8 protein-coding genes and 6 rRNA genes are annotated in these 17,269 nt (G+C 57.2%); 8 read left to right on the forward strand and 6 right to left on the reverse strand.

Annotated features, from left to right (window positions below; translation table 11 throughout):
- Positions 1-27: 27 nt before the first annotated feature.
- Complete coding sequence (gene ilvA / locus OZX72_RS00555; protein ID WP_277158536.1) at positions 28-1,293, forward strand: threonine ammonia-lyase; 1,266 nt, start codon at positions 28-30, stop codon at positions 1,291-1,293.
- A gap of 165 nt (positions 1,294-1,458) precedes the next feature.
- Here ilvA and OZX72_RS00560 read toward each other — a convergent pair whose 3' ends face one another.
- Both OZX72_RS00560 and OZX72_RS00565 read right to left on the reverse strand, forming a co-directional pair.
- Complete coding sequence (locus OZX72_RS00560; RefSeq protein ID WP_277158537.1) at positions 1,459-1,878, reverse strand: pyridoxamine 5'-phosphate oxidase family protein; 420 nt, start codon at positions 1,876-1,878, stop codon at positions 1,459-1,461.
- A 148-nt stretch (positions 1,879-2,026) separates the two neighbouring features.
- Positions 2,027-2,785, reverse strand: a complete 759-nt coding sequence (locus OZX72_RS00565; protein ID WP_277158538.1) for a Sir2 family NAD-dependent protein deacetylase — start codon at positions 2,783-2,785, stop codon at positions 2,027-2,029.
- Between the two features lie 747 nt (positions 2,786-3,532).
- Here OZX72_RS00565 and OZX72_RS00570 point away from each other — a divergent pair.
- Positions 3,533-5,057 (forward strand): 16S ribosomal RNA (locus OZX72_RS00570).
- 11 nt (positions 5,058-5,068) lie between these two features.
- Here OZX72_RS00570 and OZX72_RS00575 read toward each other — a convergent pair.
- Entirely contained in the window at positions 5,069-5,317 is a 249-nt protein-coding gene (locus OZX72_RS00575; RefSeq protein WP_277158539.1) for a hypothetical protein, read from the reverse strand.
- Positions 5,318-5,477: 160 nt separating this feature from the next.
- Between OZX72_RS00575 and OZX72_RS00580 the strand changes: the two genes are divergently transcribed.
- From OZX72_RS00580 to OZX72_RS00590, 3 genes are all read left to right on the forward strand, one after another.
- Positions 5,478-8,547 (forward strand): 23S ribosomal RNA (locus tag OZX72_RS00580).
- A 175-nt stretch (positions 8,548-8,722) separates the two neighbouring features.
- A 5S ribosomal RNA gene (rrf, locus tag OZX72_RS00585) occupies positions 8,723-8,839 on the forward strand.
- A gap of 347 nt (positions 8,840-9,186) precedes the next feature.
- Positions 9,187-9,450, forward strand: coding sequence for a type II toxin-antitoxin system Phd/YefM family antitoxin (locus OZX72_RS00590; protein WP_277158540.1), 264 nt, complete (start codon positions 9,187-9,189; stop codon positions 9,448-9,450).
- An 801-nt stretch (positions 9,451-10,251) separates the two neighbouring features.
- Here OZX72_RS00590 and OZX72_RS00600 read toward each other — a convergent pair.
- On the reverse strand, positions 10,252-10,452 hold the full coding sequence (locus tag OZX72_RS00600) for a hypothetical protein (RefSeq protein WP_277158542.1): 201 nt from the start codon (positions 10,450-10,452) through the stop codon (positions 10,252-10,254).
- A 68-nt stretch (positions 10,453-10,520) separates the two neighbouring features.
- Here OZX72_RS00600 and OZX72_RS00605 point away from each other — a divergent pair.
- A 16S ribosomal RNA gene (locus OZX72_RS00605) occupies positions 10,521-12,047 on the forward strand.
- 11 nt (positions 12,048-12,058) lie between these two features.
- Here the strand turns inward: OZX72_RS00605 and OZX72_RS00610 are convergent.
- Positions 12,059-12,307, reverse strand: a complete 249-nt coding sequence (locus OZX72_RS00610) for a hypothetical protein (protein WP_277158539.1) — start codon at positions 12,305-12,307, stop codon at positions 12,059-12,061.
- Positions 12,308-12,467: 160 nt separating this feature from the next.
- Here OZX72_RS00610 and OZX72_RS00615 point away from each other — a divergent pair.
- A 23S ribosomal RNA gene (locus OZX72_RS00615) occupies positions 12,468-15,537 on the forward strand.
- 171 nt (positions 15,538-15,708) lie between these two features.
- A 5S ribosomal RNA gene (rrf, locus tag OZX72_RS00620) occupies positions 15,709-15,825 on the forward strand.
- Together the 16S, 23S and 5S rRNA genes form the textbook arrangement of a ribosomal RNA operon.
- 362 nt (positions 15,826-16,187) lie before the next feature.
- Here the strand turns inward: rrf (OZX72_RS00620) and OZX72_RS00625 are convergent.
- Positions 16,188-17,183, reverse strand: coding sequence for an alpha/beta hydrolase (locus OZX72_RS00625; RefSeq protein WP_277158543.1), 996 nt, complete (start codon positions 17,181-17,183; stop codon positions 16,188-16,190).
- Positions 17,184-17,269: the final 86 nt, after the last annotated feature.

Raw genomic sequence — 17,269 nt, forward strand, 5'->3', positions numbered from 1 at the left:
CGCTTCATGCGGCCGTACAATTTCGGTATGAAACAAGCAGACGTTGTCAAAGCATTGCAGCACGATCACGCGGCCGAGTTGAAGAAGGCCGCCGAAAGACTGAAAGGTACCGCGCGCCATACACGTATCATTCCTTCGCCTGTGCTCTCGGAGGCTACAGGCCACGAGATTCTCCTGAAGCCGGAGAACCTTCAGGTTACAGGTTCCTTCAAGATTCGCGGTGCATACAACAAGATTGCCTCGCTCTCTGACGAGGAGCTGGCACGTGGTATCGTCACCGCTTCCGCTGGCAACCATGCGCAAGGTGTCGCCTATGCGGCCCGCGAGCGTGGTGCCAAAGCGACCATCGTGATGCCCGAAATTACTCCGCCGCTCAAGGTCGATGCGACCAAATCATACGGCGCCAACGTGGTGTTGCACGGCAACCTTTTCGACGATGCCGCCGCATATGCTTCCGAGCTTTCTGAGCGCGAGGGCATGATTTACGTGCCTCCGTTCGACGATTACGAGGTGCTCTGCGGCCAAGGCACCATCGGTCTCGAGATTCTTGAAGACGTCCCGAACGTCACCGATGTCGTGGTTCCGCTGGGCGGCGGCGGGCTGGGTTCCGGCGTGGCGCTTGCTATCAAGACTTTCAAACCTGAAGTCCGCGTCATCGGCGCGATTCCGGAGGGTTCGCCTGCTTTCAAGAATTCGTTCGCGGCCGGCACGGTCGTTCCCGCCGACAAGGTGGTCACCTCCGCCGAAGGCGTTGCGGTCGGCCATCCCGGCGATCTCACGTTCGCGATTTTGAATGAATACCTCGATGATCTGGTCACCGTTTCCGAGCGCGACATCAACGAGATGATCCTTTTGATGATGGAGAAGCACAAGCTCGTGGTCGAGGCCGCCGGTGCCGTTTCACTCGCCGCGCTCGAGCACCTGAGCCTGCGCTCGCGGGTTTTCTCCGCAGCCAAAGGAAAGCACGTCATCGTTCCGATTATCTCCGGCGGCAACATCGACACCGTCACCATCGGTGCGGTTATTCAAAAGGGCATGATCGCCCGCGGCCGCATCATGAATTTCGAGGTCGAACTCCCCGATACCCCGGGCCAGCTGGTCAAGGTCGCACAAGTTCTGGCCGACGCCCGCGCGAACGTCATCGAGCTCAACCACGATCAGTTCAAGGCTTCCGGCCACTACACGAACTCGGTCTCCCTTGGCGTCACCGTCGAAACCAACGGCCCCGACCACATCGCCCAGGTCCTCAAGGCCCTGAAAGACGCTGGTTTCGACCCGAAGCGCGTCTATTAAATAGAGAATTTTCATAAAAGGATGTGGGTTTGCTGCAGTCTAATGCCGCAGCAAACCCACATCCTTATTACCTATTTGTTGGTTATATTGTGATTCTCTTATGCGGACTCGGATGTCTGCGAATCCGTCTGACCATGTATTAGTGTCATTTAGCGATAGTGATTTTTATCCGATAGTAAAAGTATCGATATTGCTAAGGTCTTTGGTCACGGTTGCAGTGGTAAAGCTGATTTCATACAACAGCAGGTTCCCGTCGGCCGCGCGCAAAGTGTTCGCGTAAGCTGGAATTTTGGCGACGAATCGGTCGGCGATTTCATCGATGCCTTTCCTGCTTGGGCGAGCAACTCCCTGTGCTTTCACATGCTCGTTGCCGCCATGAGGAATGGTCGTAAAAGCGACATGGGCATTCGTCTCAATTTCCTTGACCTTGTTATTGCCTTTGAAAGTCGCAAAGTAAAGGATATTGTCAGCAGGATCGAAATAAAAATTGACGATTCTCACGTCGGGAATGTTGCCGACTGAAGTCGCCAATGCCATTTCTGTTTGTTGTGCCAGAATCCGGTAGAATTCATCTTTAGTGTTCATTGGTATATCCCTTCTGTTTCTTGGCATCGGCGATGGTTTCATTGTCGGTTCGTGCTGAACGTTGACGATGTTTCATGGACAAATTTCGTTACGAAACTCCATCCGACCTATTCGTTTTGCTGTGGATTTGGTTTTAGCCTCGCGATTCCTATTTTTCGGCCTCGGCGATGGTCTCGTCCACCAGTTCCGGCAATGCCTTGGCGATGTCATCATGAATGAGCCGCGTGGCGATGTTGTCATATTGCGTGCGTCCCATATTCATAATGGTCATCGGCACTCCGCCCTGCACGGCGGTCGGTGCGAGCGAGGCGGCGGGGAAGACTTCGAGCGTCGACCCGATCACCCAGAATTCGTCGGCCTTGGCCACACGCGCCATCGACTTTTCCATCGCGCCCTCGGGCAGCATTTCGCCGAAATATACCACGTCGGTTTTGATAAGCCCGTTGCAGGGCATGTTCCCGCTATACGGCAGCTTGCGGTGGCAATGCGGATCTGGTTCGTTGTCAAGATTGTTCATGATGTCGGCCGTCTTGTATTCCGCATGGCACTTCATGCAGTGCGAGGTCCCGATGGTTCCGTGCAGATTGACAATCAAATCGCTCGAATTCCCAGCTTTCTCGTGCAGAGCATCGAAGTTCTGCGTCGCCAAGAGCGTCAGTAGTCCTGCTTTTTCCAGCTTAACGAGCGCCTTGTGCGCCTCGCCCGGCTGAGCGTTCCACACCGGCGACGCCTTCTGCCAGGCCCAGGAATACTCGCGTGCCTTCTTGTCGCGCATAAACGCATCAATGTCGTAAACGCTCATCTGGTCCGGGTGCTTGGTCCACACTCCGTCCGGCCCGCGGAAGTCCGGGATTCCCGCCGAAGTCGAGATACCGGCACCAGTCAATACTGCAATTTTTTTAGTCATATATATTATTGTAGTCAGAAGCAACATTCAGCGGGTGAATGGGCCGAGGAAGGCCCTGTTTTCTTCAATCTTTGCCGTTTATTCTCTGTAGCCGCTTGAATTCCAGTCCTATCGTATAGCCCTTAATAAATTGATTGCGCTGATTTAGCGCTTGAAACATTCCGAAATCAAAAGGAATGAAGACCAAGTCCGAATTCGAAGCGCTGTCGCAAGGGGCTAGGATCGTTCCATCTCATTATTCAAACAGGAATACCATCAACCTAAACGGCATTATTAGATGGCTCAGAGCATGTAGCTGCTGACACGCCGAAGAAAATGAATTACATCGATTTGATTCCTTGTATTTCCGAGCTAGAATAACGCGTAAAGGTGTAGTAACGCCTTTAGTGACACGCCGAGAGAACCGCATCATTGCAACGGTTCTTAAGGTTTTTGCGCCCTTCGACTTGCGCAATATCGGGTTGTCGCGTATATTTATCTCTTGCTGCTCAACACGGCAACTTCTCCTCTAAGAGTTGAGATTGTTTGTTGGTGTGGTGGTGGTTTGAGAACTCAAGAGTGTGTCTGTACTACTTTTTATATGTAAAGCTTTTTTGATTGCCAGTTTGGCGTCGGCCCTGCTTTTTTGCGGGGTGCCCGAGGGGGCTTGAATGGCGTCGAGGTTTTTAGTGTGGACCATTCCCCCTTATGGAATGGTTCCGTCGATTATTATTTATGAGAGTCATTTGTTTGGTTCTCTTCGCATTTTTTGTGGAGGGTTCGATTCTGGCTCAGGATGAACGCTGGCGGCGTGCTTAACACATGCAAGTCGAACGGGATCCATGGTGCTTGCACCGTGGTGAGAGTGGCGAACGGGAGAGTAATGCGTGACCAACCTGCCCCATGTTCCGGAATAGCTCCTGGAAACGGGTGGTAATGCCGGGTGTTCCGCGTGATCGCATGTGATCGCGGGAAAGGGTTACCGACATGGGATGGGGTCGCGTCCTATCAGCTTGTTGGCGGGGCAACGGCCCACCAAGGCTTTGACGGGTAGCCGGCCTGAGAGGGCGACCGGCCTCATTGGGACTGAGATACGGCCCAGACTCCTACGGGAGGCAGCAGTGGGGAATATTGCACAATGGGGGGAACCCTGATGCAGCGACGCCGCGTGCGGGATGAAGGCCTTCGGGTTGTAAACCGCTTTTGTTGGGGAGCAAGCGAGAGTGAGTGTACCCTTCGAATAAGCGCCGGCTAACTACGTGCCAGCAGCCGCGGTAATACGTAGGGCGCAAGCGTTATCCGGATTTATTGGGCGTAAAGAGCTCGTAGGCGGTTCGTCGCGTCTGGTGTGAAAGCCCATCGCTTAACGATGGGTCTGCGCCGGATACGGGCGGGCTTGAGTGCAGTAGGGGAGACTGGAATTCCCGGTGTAACGGTGGAATGTGTAGATATCGGGAAGAACACCAATGGCGAAGGCAGGTCTCTGGGCTGTTACTGACGCTGAGGAGCGAAAGCGTGGGGAGCGAACAGGATTAGATACCCTGGTAGTCCACGCCGTAAACGGTGGATGCTGGATGTGGGGCCCATTCCACGGGTTCCGCGTCGGAGCTAACGCGTTAAGCATCCCGCCTGGGGAGTACGGCCGCAAGGCTAAAACTCAAAGAAATTGACGGGGGCCCGCACAAGCGGCGGAGCATGCGGATTAATTCGATGCAACGCGAAGAACCTTACCTGGGCTTGACATGTTCCGGATCGCGTCGGAGACGGCGCTTCCCTTCGGGGCCGGTTCACAGGTGGTGCATGGTCGTCGTCAGCTCGTGTCGTGAGATGTTGGGTTAAGTCCCGCAACGAGCGCAACCCTCGCCTTGTGTTGCCAGCGGGTTATGCCGGGAACTCACAAGGGACCGCCGGGGTCAACTCGGAGGAAGGTGGGGATGACGTCAGATCATCATGCCCCTTACGTCCAGGGCTTCACGCATGCTACAATGGCCGGTACAACGGGATGCGACATGGCGACATGGAGCGGATCCCTCAAAACCGGTCTCAGTTCGGATTGGAGTCTGCAACCCGACTCCATGAAGGCGGAGTCGCTAGTAATCGCGGATCAGCAACGCCGCGGTGAATGCGTTCCCGGGCCTTGTACACACCGCCCGTCAAGTCATGAAAGTGGGCAGCACCCGAAGCCGGTGTCCGAACCCCTTGTGGGGCGGAGCCGTCTAAGGTGAGGCTCGTGATTGGGACTAAGTCGTAACAAGGTAGCCGTACCGGAAGGTGCGGCTGGATCACCTCCTTTCTACGGAGAATTCAGGACGCTGTTCGGCGTCCGGTGTCGGGCCTGCCGGGGATGTTCCCTGGTGTGGTCCTGCTGGTGTGGAAAAGATCAAGGATGACGGCTTTGCATATCAGTGGTGTGGGCATGCTTTTGGGCTCCCGGATCGCCACCCCGTCCTTGTGACGGTGCGATTCGATGCCTTCCGCTGACGGCGGCCCCGGACGGGGCGCTTGATCCGGATGTGCGTGGTGGCTTGAGAACTGGATAGTGGACGCGAGCAAGATATGATTCTTGCTTTGTTAGATGCAATTTTTTAGACCGGTCTCCGATTCTTTTGAATCTGGGGATTTGGTCGATCGTTTTGTGATCATTCATAGTGTGATGATGTGTTGTCCAGAGTTTTTCGCAGAAGGTCCTTGCGGCATGCAGCCTGTATGGGTGTGTGTTGCTGGTAAGGGCGTATGGTGGATGCCTTGGCAGACAGTACCGATGAAGGACGTGTGGGGCCGCGATAGGCCTCGGGGAGCCGCCGACAGGGCTTTGATCCGAGGATTTCCGAATGGGGGGACCCGCCGGCCGTATGGGCCGGCACCGCATTCGTGCGGGGGGTACGCAGGGAAGTGAAACATCTCAGTACCTGCAGGAAAGGATATTCCGTGAGTAGTGGCGAGCGAAAGCGGATCAGGCCAAACCGGCCGCGTGTGATAGCCTCCAGGCGTTGCGCGGCGGGTGTTGTGGGGCCTGGTGCCCGGATGCTGGAGCGTCCGGCGGAAGTCATAAAGCGGCGTGCTAGGCGAACGGGATTGAATTCCCGGCCGTAGAGGGTGATGGCCCCGTAGCCGGTCGCGCGCTGCCTTCCGATCCAGGTTCCCAAGTAGCACGGGACTCGTGGAATCCCGTGTGAATCCGCCCCGACCGTGGGGTAAGCCTAGATATGACTGTCTGACCGATAGCGAACGAGTACCGTGAGGGAAAGGTGAAAAGCACCCCGGGAGGGGAATGAAATAGTTTCTGAAACCGTGCGCCTACGAACCGTCGGAGCCTCCTTGAGGGGTGACGGCGTGCCTATCGAAAAATGAGTCTGCGAGTCAGTGGCAGGTGGCGAGGCTAACCCGTCGTGGGGGAGCCGTAGCGAAGGCGAGTCTCAAAAGGCGTTTGAGTCGCTTGTCCTGGACCCGAAGCGGGATGATCTAGCCCTGAGCAGGTTGAAGCGCGGGTAAGACCGCGTGGAGGACCGGACCCACCTAGGTTGAAAACTGGGGGGATGACTTGGGGCTAGGGGTGAAAGGCCAATCAAATTCCGTGATAGCTGGTTCTCTCCGAAATGCATTTAGGTGCAGCGTCGTGTGGTTCGCCCGGGGGGTAGAGCTACTGGATGCCTGAGGGCGCGTGTCGCGTACCGAGGGCAACCAAACTCCGAATACCCGTGGCGCTATAGCGCGGCAGTGAGTCGGCGGGGGATAAGCTCCGTCGTCGAAAGGGAAACAGCCCAGATCGTCGTCTAAGGTCCCGAAGCGCGTGCTAAGTGGGAAAGGATGTGGAGTCGCATAGACAGCCAGGAGGTTGGCTCAGAAGCAGCCACCCTTGAAAGAGTGCGTAACAGCTCACTGGTCTAGTGGTTCCGCGCCGACAATGTAGCGGGGCTCAAGCACGCCACCGAAGACGCGGCAGCAGCTTTTGCTGCTGGGTAGGAGAGCGTCCCGTACGGGGTGAAGCGGCCGCGTAAGCGAGCCGTGGACCGTGTGGGAGCGAGAATGCAGACATGAGTAGCGAGAGACGGGTGAGGATCCCGTCCGCTGGATGACCAAGGGTTCCGGGGCCACGTTCATCGTCCCCGGGTGAGTCGGGTCCTAAGGCGAGGCCGACAGGCGTAGTCGAATGGACGAACGGGTCGATATTCCCGTACCGGCGCAGGACCGTCCGGGCCGAAAGTCGGGTACTAACCTCCCGCCGCATCGATGGCTCCCTTCGGGGTGCCGGACGTGTGGTGGTTGGGACAGACCTTCCGGTAGGCCAGCGCAGGAGTGACGCAATGGAAGAGCCGGCCGCGGCGGTGGTAGTCCGTGGCCAAGCGTGCAGCCCGCACCCCAGGCAAATCCGGGGCGCATATGGGGCGAGGCGCGATGGTGGGGCCCGTTGGGGCCGAATCCGGTGGTTTCCGTTGCCGAGAAAAGCTTCGGCGCGAGGTGCTGCGGCGCCCGTACCGCAAACCGACACAGGTGGTCAGGTAGAGAATACCAAAGCGATCGAGCGAATCCTGGTCAAGGAACTCGGCAAATCACTCCCGTGCCTTCGGTATAAGGGAGACCCCCTGGGGTGAACCGCCTTGCGCGGGGAGCCTCGGGGGGTGGCACAGACCAGGGGGTAGCGACTGTTTACCAAAAACACAGGTGCATGCGAAGGCGCAAGCCGCTGTATATGCACTGACGCCTGCCCGGTGCCGGAAGGTTAAGAGGATCCGTCATCCCGGTTCGTCCGGGGGCAGCGGTGAATTCAAGCCCCGGTAAACGGCGGTGGTAACTATAACCATCCTAAGGTAGCGAAATTCCTTGTCGGGTAAGTTCCGACCTGCACGAATGGCGTAACGACTTCCCCACTGTCTCGACCAGGAGCTCGGCGAAATTGCAGTACGAGTAAAGATGCTCGTTAAGCGCAGAAGGACGAAAAGACCCCGGGACCTTTACTATACCTTGGTATTGTCATTAGGTGGAAACTGTGTAGCATAGGCGGGAGGCTTCGAAGCGACGGCGCCAGCCGTCGTGGAGCCGCAAGGTGAAATACCGCTCTGTCTCCATTTGATGTCTAACCTCGACACGTGATCCGTGTCAGGGACAGTGCCTGGCGGGTAGTTTAACTGGGGCGGTTGCCTCCCAAAGGATAACGGAGGCGCTCAAAGGTCCGCTCAGCCCGGTTGGCAATCGGGTGTTGAGTGCAATCGCACAAGCGGGCTTGACTGTGAGACTGACGGGTCGAGCAGGGACGAAAGTCGGAGATAGTGATCCGGTGCCGGCGCACGGGCGCGGCATCGCTCAACGGATAAAAGGTACCCCGGGGATAACAGGCTGATCATTCCCAAGAGTCCATATCGACGGGATGGTTTGGCACCTCGATGTCGGCTCGTCGCATCCTGGGGCTGTAGCAGGTCCCAAGGGTTCGGCCGTTCGCCGATTAAAGCGGCACGCGAGCTGGGTTCAGAACGTCGTGAGACAGTTTGGTCTCTATCCTCTGCGCTCGTTGGAATATTGAGGAGACCTGCCCATAGTACGAGAGGACCTGGGTGGACGAACCTCTGGTATGCCGGTTGTCGCGCCAGCGGCACGGCCGGTTGGCTACGTTCGGAAGGGATAACCGCTGAAAGCATCTAAGCGGGAAGCCTGCTCCGAGATCAGTATTCCTTGAGGCTTCGAGCCTCTGTAGGCCCCAGGTCAGAACACCTGGTTGATAGGCCGGACGTGGAAGCCCCGCGAGGGGCGGAGCCGACCGGTACTAACGGCCGAAAGGCAATCACACAACCCCAACCCTAGCGGTGGGGTCCGTGAGGCATCCTTCTGCGAACAAACATTCAGGCAGCACTAGCGCTTGGTGTTCACAACTCGATTCAATGCATCCGACATCGCGTCCGCTTTCCGGTTCCCGAGCCGCCACATTCCCGCGGTTCCTTCGTGTTCCGTGCATAATATAAGATTTGCGGCGGCCATAGCCCAGGGGAGACGCCCGGTCCCATTCCGAACCCGGAAGCTAAGGCCTGGCACGGCGATGGTACTGCACCCGACAGGGTGTGGGAGAGTAGCCCGCCGCCGCACCACACTTCGCAAGGACCCCATGGTCGAGCCTCACGGCTCCCATGGGGTCCTTCGCATGCCCGGGGACACCGCCGCAACACCGTCGATACGGGGCCACGGGCCGAGACACGAATTCGGGGTTTTGCGCGGCCGCCGCGGCCCGCGCACACGGTCCCGCCCGGAGGCGGGGCCCCGCGCCCGCGGGAAACCACGCACGGGGGCGTCGGGCCCCGGCGCTTCCGGCATCCGGATCCAGGGGCAAGCCTGCTTTAAAACCCCATGAGTGGAACAGCATATGCTACACTCATCATTAAACGTACCCGCATAACGTACGTTAATAATAACGAGACTTTAGTAGGGCGGCAAAGATGGATACTTATACACCTACGGCGGCAAGGAAGAACCTGTACCAGATTCTCAAGGATGTCAATGTCCAGCGTAAACCAGTAGTGATTTCTCCAGCAAGAGGCAACAAGGACGAGGAAGCAGTGGTGGTCAATCGTGCAGATTGGAACTCGATCATGGAAACCCTCTATCTGGAGAACACGGGCGCTCTTGCAACGGCTGAAAAACGTCGCGCTGATGACAGCGGAACCACGGATATCGATGATATCGATTGGGATACGCTGTGACGTACCACGTTGTAATCAAGAACTCGGCCAAGTCCGATCTTAAAAAACTTAAGCGTTCACATCTTCAGCAATCATTCATGCAGGTAGTCGCAGATCTGAAGTCTGATCCTTACCAGCCGACTCAATCATTCGAAAAGCTACAGCCCGTTAGCAGGAGATTGTATTCCCGACGGATTAACAGCCAACATCGTGTTGTTTACGATATCGATGACGATACGCAGACAGTAACGATATATGCGGCTTGGAGTCATTACGAATAAAATCTGCGGTCTTATTCTGATTCGGCTGTAAGAATGCAGGCGAGTTAGACGCAGCTCTATCTCAGCGAGTAACAAATTCTCTCCGTTCGAAACTCCGAAAGCTACTCACATAACTTTATATTTCTGTAATGGCATTAGCCATTTCATGCTGCCAGGCTTATTAGCAACGATTAGTGAAAGCAACGGTTGCTTTCGAATCAGAAGCATCAGAAACAAACGAACATAATGTCCATTATCGGTTTTGATGGTCACTGGCTTAGATGCCCAGGCTATTGAATATCAAAACTTTGCTGATGTTGATTATGGCTGCTGTACCCATAAATGACGATGACTGGTTTCGTGTCTTTGTTAAAGTGACACGCCGATGATGAATAACTTGGGATATTTTCTGTTTATTTTTCGGAATTATATACGCGGCAAACAGGCTTGAAATGGTTAATACCCGTAATTTCAACACGCCGAAGGAACGTTGAAATTTCACCGAATTTTGACCTTTTGTTCGAATAGGACTTGCGCTCGGGGGCAACCTCGTGTAAGTTATCTACTTGCTGCCTGACGGCGACAACAAATCTTCGAGATTGATTGAAGTTGTTGGTGTGGTGGTGGTTTGAGAACTCAAGAGTGTGTCTGTACTACTTTTTATATGTAAAGCTTTTTTGATTGCCAGTTTGGCGTCGGCCCTGCTTTTTTGCGGGGTGCCCGAGGGGGCTTGAATGGCGTCGAGGTTTTTAGTGTGGACCATTCCCCCTTATGGAATGGTTCCGTCGATTATTATTTATGAGAGTCATTTGTTTGGTTCTCTTCGCATTTTTTGTGGAGGGTTCGATTCTGGCTCAGGATGAACGCTGGCGGCGTGCTTAACACATGCAAGTCGAACGGGATCCATGGTGCTTGCACCGTGGTGAGAGTGGCGAACGGGAGAGTAATGCGTGACCAACCTGCCCCATGTTCCGGAATAGCTCCTGGAAACGGGTGGTAATGCCGGGTGTTCCGCGTGATCGCATGTGATCGCGGGAAAGGGTTACCGACATGGGATGGGGTCGCGTCCTATCAGCTTGTTGGCGGGGCAACGGCCCACCAAGGCTTTGACGGGTAGCCGGCCTGAGAGGGCGACCGGCCTCATTGGGACTGAGATACGGCCCAGACTCCTACGGGAGGCAGCAGTGGGGAATATTGCACAATGGGGGGGAACCCTGATGCAGCGACGCCGCGTGCGGGATGAAGGCCTTCGGGTTGTAAACCGCTTTTGTTGGGGAGCAAGCGAGAGTGAGTGTACCCTTCGAATAAGCGCCGGCTAACTACGTGCCAGCAGCCGCGGTAATACGTAGGGCGCAAGCGTTATCCGGATTTATTGGGCGTAAAGAGCTCGTAGGCGGTTCGTCGCGTCTGGTGTGAAAGCCCATCGCTTAACGATGGGTCTGCGCCGGATACGGGCGGGCTTGAGTGCAGTAGGGGAGACTGGAATTCCCGGTGTAACGGTGGAATGTGTAGATATCGGGAAGAACACCAATGGCGAAGGCAGGTCTCTGGGCTGTTACTGACGCTGAGGAGCGAAAGCGTGGGGAGCGAACAGGATTAGATACCCTGGTAGTCCACGCCGTAAACGGTGGATGCTGGATGTGGGGCCCATTCCACGGGTTCCGCGTCGGAGCTAACGCGTTAAGCATCCCGCCTGGGGAGTACGGCCGCAAGGCTAAAACTCAAAGAAATTGACGGGGGCCCGCACAAGCGGCGGAGCATGCGGATTAATTCGATGCAACGCGAAGAACCTTACCTGGGCTTGACATGTTCCGGATCGCGTCGGAGACGGCGCTTCCCTTCGGGGCCGGTTCACAGGTGGTGCATGGTCGTCGTCAGCTCGTGTCGTGAGATGTTGGGTTAAGTCCCGCAACGAGCGCAACCCTCGCCTTGTGTTGCCAGCGGGTTATGCCGGGAACTCACAAGGGACCGCCGGGGTCAACTCGGAGGAAGGTGGGGATGACGTCAGATCATCATGCCCCTTACGTCCAGGGCTTCACGCATGCTACAATGGCCGGTACAACGGGATGCGACATGGCGACATGGAGCGGATCCCTCAAAACCGGTCTCAGTTCGGATTGGGAGTCTGCAACCCGACTCCATGAAGGCGGAGTCGCTAGTAATCGCGGATCAGCAACGCCGCGGTGAATGCGTTCCCGGGCCTTGTACACACCGCCCGTCAAGTCATGAAAGTGGGCAGCACCCGAAGCCGGTGTCCGAACCCCTTGTGGGGCGGAGCCGTCTAAGGTGAGGCTCGTGATTGGGACTAAGTCGTAACAAGGTAGCCGTACCGGAAGGTGCGGCTGGATCACCTCCTTTCTACGGAGAATTCAGGACGCTGTTCGGCGTCCGGTGTCGGGCCTGCCGGGGATGTTCCCTGGTGTGGTCCTGCTGGTGTGGAAAAGATCAAGGATGACGGCTTTGCATATCAGTGGTGTGGGCATGCTTTTGGGCTCCCGGATCGCCACCCCGTCCTTGTGACGGTGCGATTCGATGCCTTCCGCTGACGGCGGCCCCGGACGGGGCGCTTGATCCGGATGTGCGTGGTGGCTTGAGAACTGGATAGTGGACGCGAGCAAGATATGATTCTTGCTTTGTTAGATGCAATTTTTTAGACCGGTCTCCGATTCTTTTGAATCTGGGGATTTGGTCGATCGTTTTGTGATCATTCATAGTGTGATGATGTGTTGTCCAGAGTTTTTCGCAGAAGGTCCTTGCGGCATGCAGCCTGTATGGGTGTGTGTTGCTGGTAAGGGCGTATGGTGGATGCCTTGGCAGACAGTACCGATGAAGGACGTGTGGGGCCGCGATAGGCCTCGGGGAGCCGCCGACAGGGCTTTGATCCGAGGATTTCCGAATGGGGGGACCCGCCGGCCGTATGGGCCGGCACCGCATTCGTGCGGGGGGGTACGCAGGGAAGTGAAACATCTCAGTACCTGCAGGAAAGGATATTCCGTGAGTAGTGGCGAGCGAAAGCGGATCAGGCCAAACCGGCCGCGTGTGATAGCCTCCAGGCGTTGCGCGGCGGGTGTTGTGGGGCCTGGTGCCCGGATGCTGGAGCGTCCGGCGGAAGTCATAAAGCGGCGTGCTAGGCGAACGGGATTGAATTCCCGGCCGTAGAGGGTGATGGCCCCGTAGCCGGTCGCGCGCTGCCTTCCGATCCAGGTTCCCAAGTAGCACGGGACTCGTGGAATCCCGTGTGAATCCGCCCCGACCGTGGGGTAAGCCTAGATATGACTGTCTGACCGATAGCGAACGAGTACCGTGAGGGAAAGGTGAAAAGCACCCCGGGAGGGGAATGAAATAGTTTCTGAAACCGTGCGCCTACGAACCGTCGGAGCCTCCTTGAGGGGTGACGGCGTGCCTATCGAAAAATGAGTCTGCGAGTCAGTGGCAGGTGGCGAGGCTAACCCGTCGTGGGGGAGCCGTAGCGAAGGCGAGTCTCAAAAGGCGTTTGAGTCGCTTGTCCTGGACCCGAAGCGGGATGATCTAGCCCTGAGCAGGTTGAAGCGCGGGTAAGACCGCGTGGAGGACCGGACCCACCTAGGTTGAAAACTGGGGGGATGACTTGGGGCTAGGGGTGAAAGGCCAATCAAATTCCGTGATAGCTGGTTCTCTCCGAAATGCATTTAGGTGCAGCGTCGTGTGGTTCGCCCGGGGGGTAGAGCTACTGGATGCCTGAGGGCGCGTGTCGCGTACCGAGGGCAACCAAACTCCGAATACCCGTGGCGCTATAGCGCGGCAGTGAGTCGGCGGGGGATAAGCTCCGTCGTCGAAAGGGAAACAGCCCAGATCGTCGTCTAAGGTCCCGAAGCGCGTGCTAAGTGGGAAAGGATGTGGAGTCGCATAGACAGCCAGGAGGTTGGCTCAGAAGCAGCCACCCTTGAAAGAGTGCGTAACAGCTCACTGGTCTAGTGGTTCCGCGCCGACAATGTAGCGGGGCTCAAGCACGCCACCGAAGACGCGGCAGCAGCTTTTGCTGCTGGGTAGGAGAGCGTCCCGTACGGGGTGAAGCGGCCGCGTAAGCGAGCCGTGGACCGTGTGGGAGCGAGAATGCAGACATGAGTAGCGAGAGACGGGTGAGGATCCCGTCCGCTGGATGACCAAGGGTTCCGGGGCCACGTTCATCGTCCCCGGGTGAGTCGGGTCCTAAGGCGAGGCCGACAGGCGTAGTCGAATGGACGAACGGGTCGATATTCCCGTACCGGCGCAGGACCGTCCGGGCCGAAAGTCGGGTACTAACCTCCCGCCGCATCGATGGCTCCCTTCGGGGTGCCGGACGTGTGGTGGTTGGGACAGACCTTCCGGTAGGCCAGCGCAGGAGTGACGCAATGGAAGAGCCGGCCGCGGCGGTGGTAGTCCGTGGCCAAGCGTGCAGCCCGCACCCCAGGCAAATCCGGGGCGCATATGGGGCGAGGCGCGATGGTGGGGCCCGTTGGGGCCGAATCCGGTGGTTTCCGTTGCCGAGAAAAGCTTCGGCGCGAGGTGCTGCGGCGCCCGTACCGCAAACCGACACAGGTGGTCAGGTAGAGAATACCAAAGCGATCGAGCGAATCCTGGTCAAGGAACTCGGCAAATCACTCCCGTGCCTTCGGTATAAGGGAGACCCCCTGGGGTGAACCGCCTTGCGCGGGGAGCCTCGGGGGTGGCACAGACCAGGGGGTAGCGACTGTTTACCAAAAACACAGGTGCATGCGAAGGCGCAAGCCGCTGTATATGCACTGACGCCTGCCCGGTGCCGGAAGGTTAAGAGGATCCGTCATCCCGGTTCGTCCGGGGGCAGCGGTGAATTCAAGCCCCGGTAAACGGCGGTGGTAACTATAACCATCCTAAGGTAGCGAAATTCCTTGTCGGGTAAGTTCCGACCTGCACGAATGGCGTAACGACTTCCCCACTGTCTCGACCAGGAGCTCGGCGAAATTGCAGTACGAGTAAAGATGCTCGTTAAGCGCAGAAGGACGAAAAGACCCCGGGACCTTTACTATACCTTGGTATTGTCATTAGGTGGAAACTGTGTAGCATAGGCGGGAGGCTTCGAAGCGACGGCGCCAGCCGTCGTGGAGCCGCAAGGTGAAATACCGCTCTGTCTCCATTTGATGTCTAACCTCGACACGTGATCCGTGTCAGGGACAGTGCCTGGCGGGTAGTTTAACTGGGGCGGTTGCCTCCCAAAGGATAACGGAGGCGCTCAAAGGTCCGCTCAGCCCGGTTGGCAATCGGGTGTTGAGTGCAATCGCACAAGCGGGCTTGACTGTGAGACTGACGGGTCGAGCAGGGACGAAAGTCGGAGATAGTGATCCGGTGCCGGCGCACGGGCGCGGCATCGCTCAACGGATAAAAGGTACCCCGGGGATAACAGGCTGATCATTCCCAAGAGTCCATATCGACGGGATGGTTTGGCACCTCGATGTCGGCTCGTCGCATCCTGGGGCTGTAGCAGGTCCCAAGGGTTCGGCCGTTCGCCGATTAAAGCGGCACGCGAGCTGGGTTCAGAACGTCGTGAGACAGTTTGGTCTCTATCCTCTGCGCTCGTTGGAATATTGAGGAGACCTGCCCATAGTACGAGAGGACCTGGGTGGACGAACCTCTGGTATGCCGGTTGTCGCGCCAGCGGCACGGCCGGTTGGCTACGTTCGGAAGGGATAACCGCTGAAAGCATCTAAGCGGGAAGCCTGCTCCGAGATCAGTATTCCTTGAGGCTTCGAGCCTCTGTAGGCCCCAGGTCAGAACACCTGGTTGATAGGCCGGACGTGGAAGCCCCGCGAGGGGCGGAGCCGACCGGTACTAACGGCCGAAAGGCAATCACACAACCCCAACCCTAGCGGTGGGGTCTGGCTTCCTTCTGCGAACAAACATTCAGGCAGCACTAGCGCTTGGTGTTCACAACTCGATTCAATGCATCCGACATCGCGTCCGCTTTCCGGTTCCCGAGCCGCCACATTCCCGCGGTTCCTTCGTGTTCCGTGCATAATATAAGATTTGCGGCGGCCATAGCCCAGGGGAGACGCCCGGTCCCATTCCGAACCCGGAAGCTAAGGCCTGGCACGGCGATGGTACTGCACCCGACAGGGTGTGGGAGAGTAGCCCGCCGCCGCACCACACTTCGCAAGGACCCCATGGTCGAGCCTCACGGCTCCCATGGGGTCCTTCGCATGCCCGGGGACACCGCCGCAACACCGTCGATACGGGGCCACGGGCCGAGACACGAATTCGGGGTTTTGCGCGGCCGCCGCGGCCCGCGCACACGGTCCCGCCCGGAGGCGGGGCCCCGCGCCCGCGGGAAACCACGCACGGGGGCGTCGGGCCCCGGCGCTTCCGGCATCCGGATCCAGGGGCAAGCCTTAAAAGGTGTCTTTAGCCGTGGCCGTCGGGAACGACGCTGCGGCCAGGTCTTGCCGGGACACCGGCTTTAAGGCGGGGCCGGCGCCCGGCCCGGATACCTGCATCACTCCTAAAATCTCAACCTTGAGCGGCGAAGAAATTTCTGGTTCCGTATCCAAAGCCATCTAACAAGAATGCCGTTGCGTCTTCAGAGACCGTGGCATGCGGGACAAGCGCGTCGAAGACATGGAACGCACCGGGGAAGACGCGGAATCTCGTCTCTACACCGGCTGTGGCCAGGCGATTCATATAGGTGACCGTTTCATCGTGGAACGGCTCGATATCGCCTACATAACTCAGGGTTGGAGGAAGCCTGCTTAAATCTCGAGCCCTGGCTGGTGCGGCATACGCCGGTACATTGCCGGTGACTCTTCGATTACTCAGATACATATTCCAGCACAGACGGTTTGAAGCGGTGTTCCAGACAGGAGCATCGTTGTCGCACGAGCTCGGGGTCTCTCTATCATCCAACATCGGGCAAATCGGTACCTGAAACGCGATATTGACGTCCTTTCGGTCCCGTGCCAAAAGACTGACTGCAGCCGTAAGATTGCCGCCTGCACTGGCTCCTGCGACAATCAACTGGTCTGGGCGTACACCCAGCTGCTCGGCGTGATCTTTTAGCCAGAGCAAAGTCCAATAGCAATCTTCAAGAGCCGCAGGATATGGCGCTTCGGTGGATTTGCGGTAATCAGGAGCGACGAGAACGGCATTGGTAGCGTCCACTATCTTTCCAAAATAAAAGGCTTCAAGTTCAGGGGATTCAAGGGCGAATCCGCCGCCGTGAATCCACAGGATTCCGGGAACCGGTTCGGGGAATGCATCTGCATTGGCGTGTTTGCTGGCATGATCGGCTTTTGGCCGGTAGATACAGACACGGAGGTTACTTCCGTCCGGTCTGTGCAGATGTCGCTGTTCATAATGCAAATGCGTATAGTTGACGCCATTCAGCAGGCCTGTTGCGCGATTCGCCCAACGAATCGATGTTGGAGTGAAGTACGGCAAAACGCGCCGGATTATCCTCCCGGTGCTTCGCAGGTCGGAATCTATCATCTCGTCGCTGATATGTGCCATCTCGCCTCGTTCATCGTATTCCAAATTCAAATTCGTAAGTCATCAATCAATATTTTGAGTATGAACAGTTGCTATTTTATGTCTGC

The organism is Bifidobacterium sp. ESL0769 (genome assembly GCF_029395495.1).
In the GTDB taxonomy this organism is placed as follows: domain Bacteria; phylum Actinomycetota; class Actinomycetes; order Actinomycetales; family Bifidobacteriaceae; genus Bifidobacterium.

Coding starts and splice junctions, on each gene's coding strand:
- ilvA (WP_277158536.1), top strand. CDS start 28: ATGAAACAAGCAGACGTTGTCAAAGCATTGCAGCACGATCACGCGGCC.
- OZX72_RS00560 (WP_277158537.1), bottom strand. CDS start 1,878: ATGAACACTAAAGATGAATTCTACCGGATTCTGGCACAACAAACAGAA.
- OZX72_RS00565 (WP_277158538.1), bottom strand. CDS start 2,785: ATGACTAAAAAAATTGCAGTATTGACTGGTGCCGGTATCTCGACTTCG.
- OZX72_RS00590 (WP_277158540.1), top strand. CDS start 9,187: ATGGATACTTATACACCTACGGCGGCAAGGAAGAACCTGTACCAGATT.
- OZX72_RS00600 (WP_277158542.1), bottom strand. CDS start 10,452: ATGGTCCACACTAAAAACCTCGACGCCATTCAAGCCCCCTCGGGCACC.
- OZX72_RS00625 (WP_277158543.1), bottom strand. CDS start 17,183: ATGGCACATATCAGCGACGAGATGATAGATTCCGACCTGCGAAGCACC.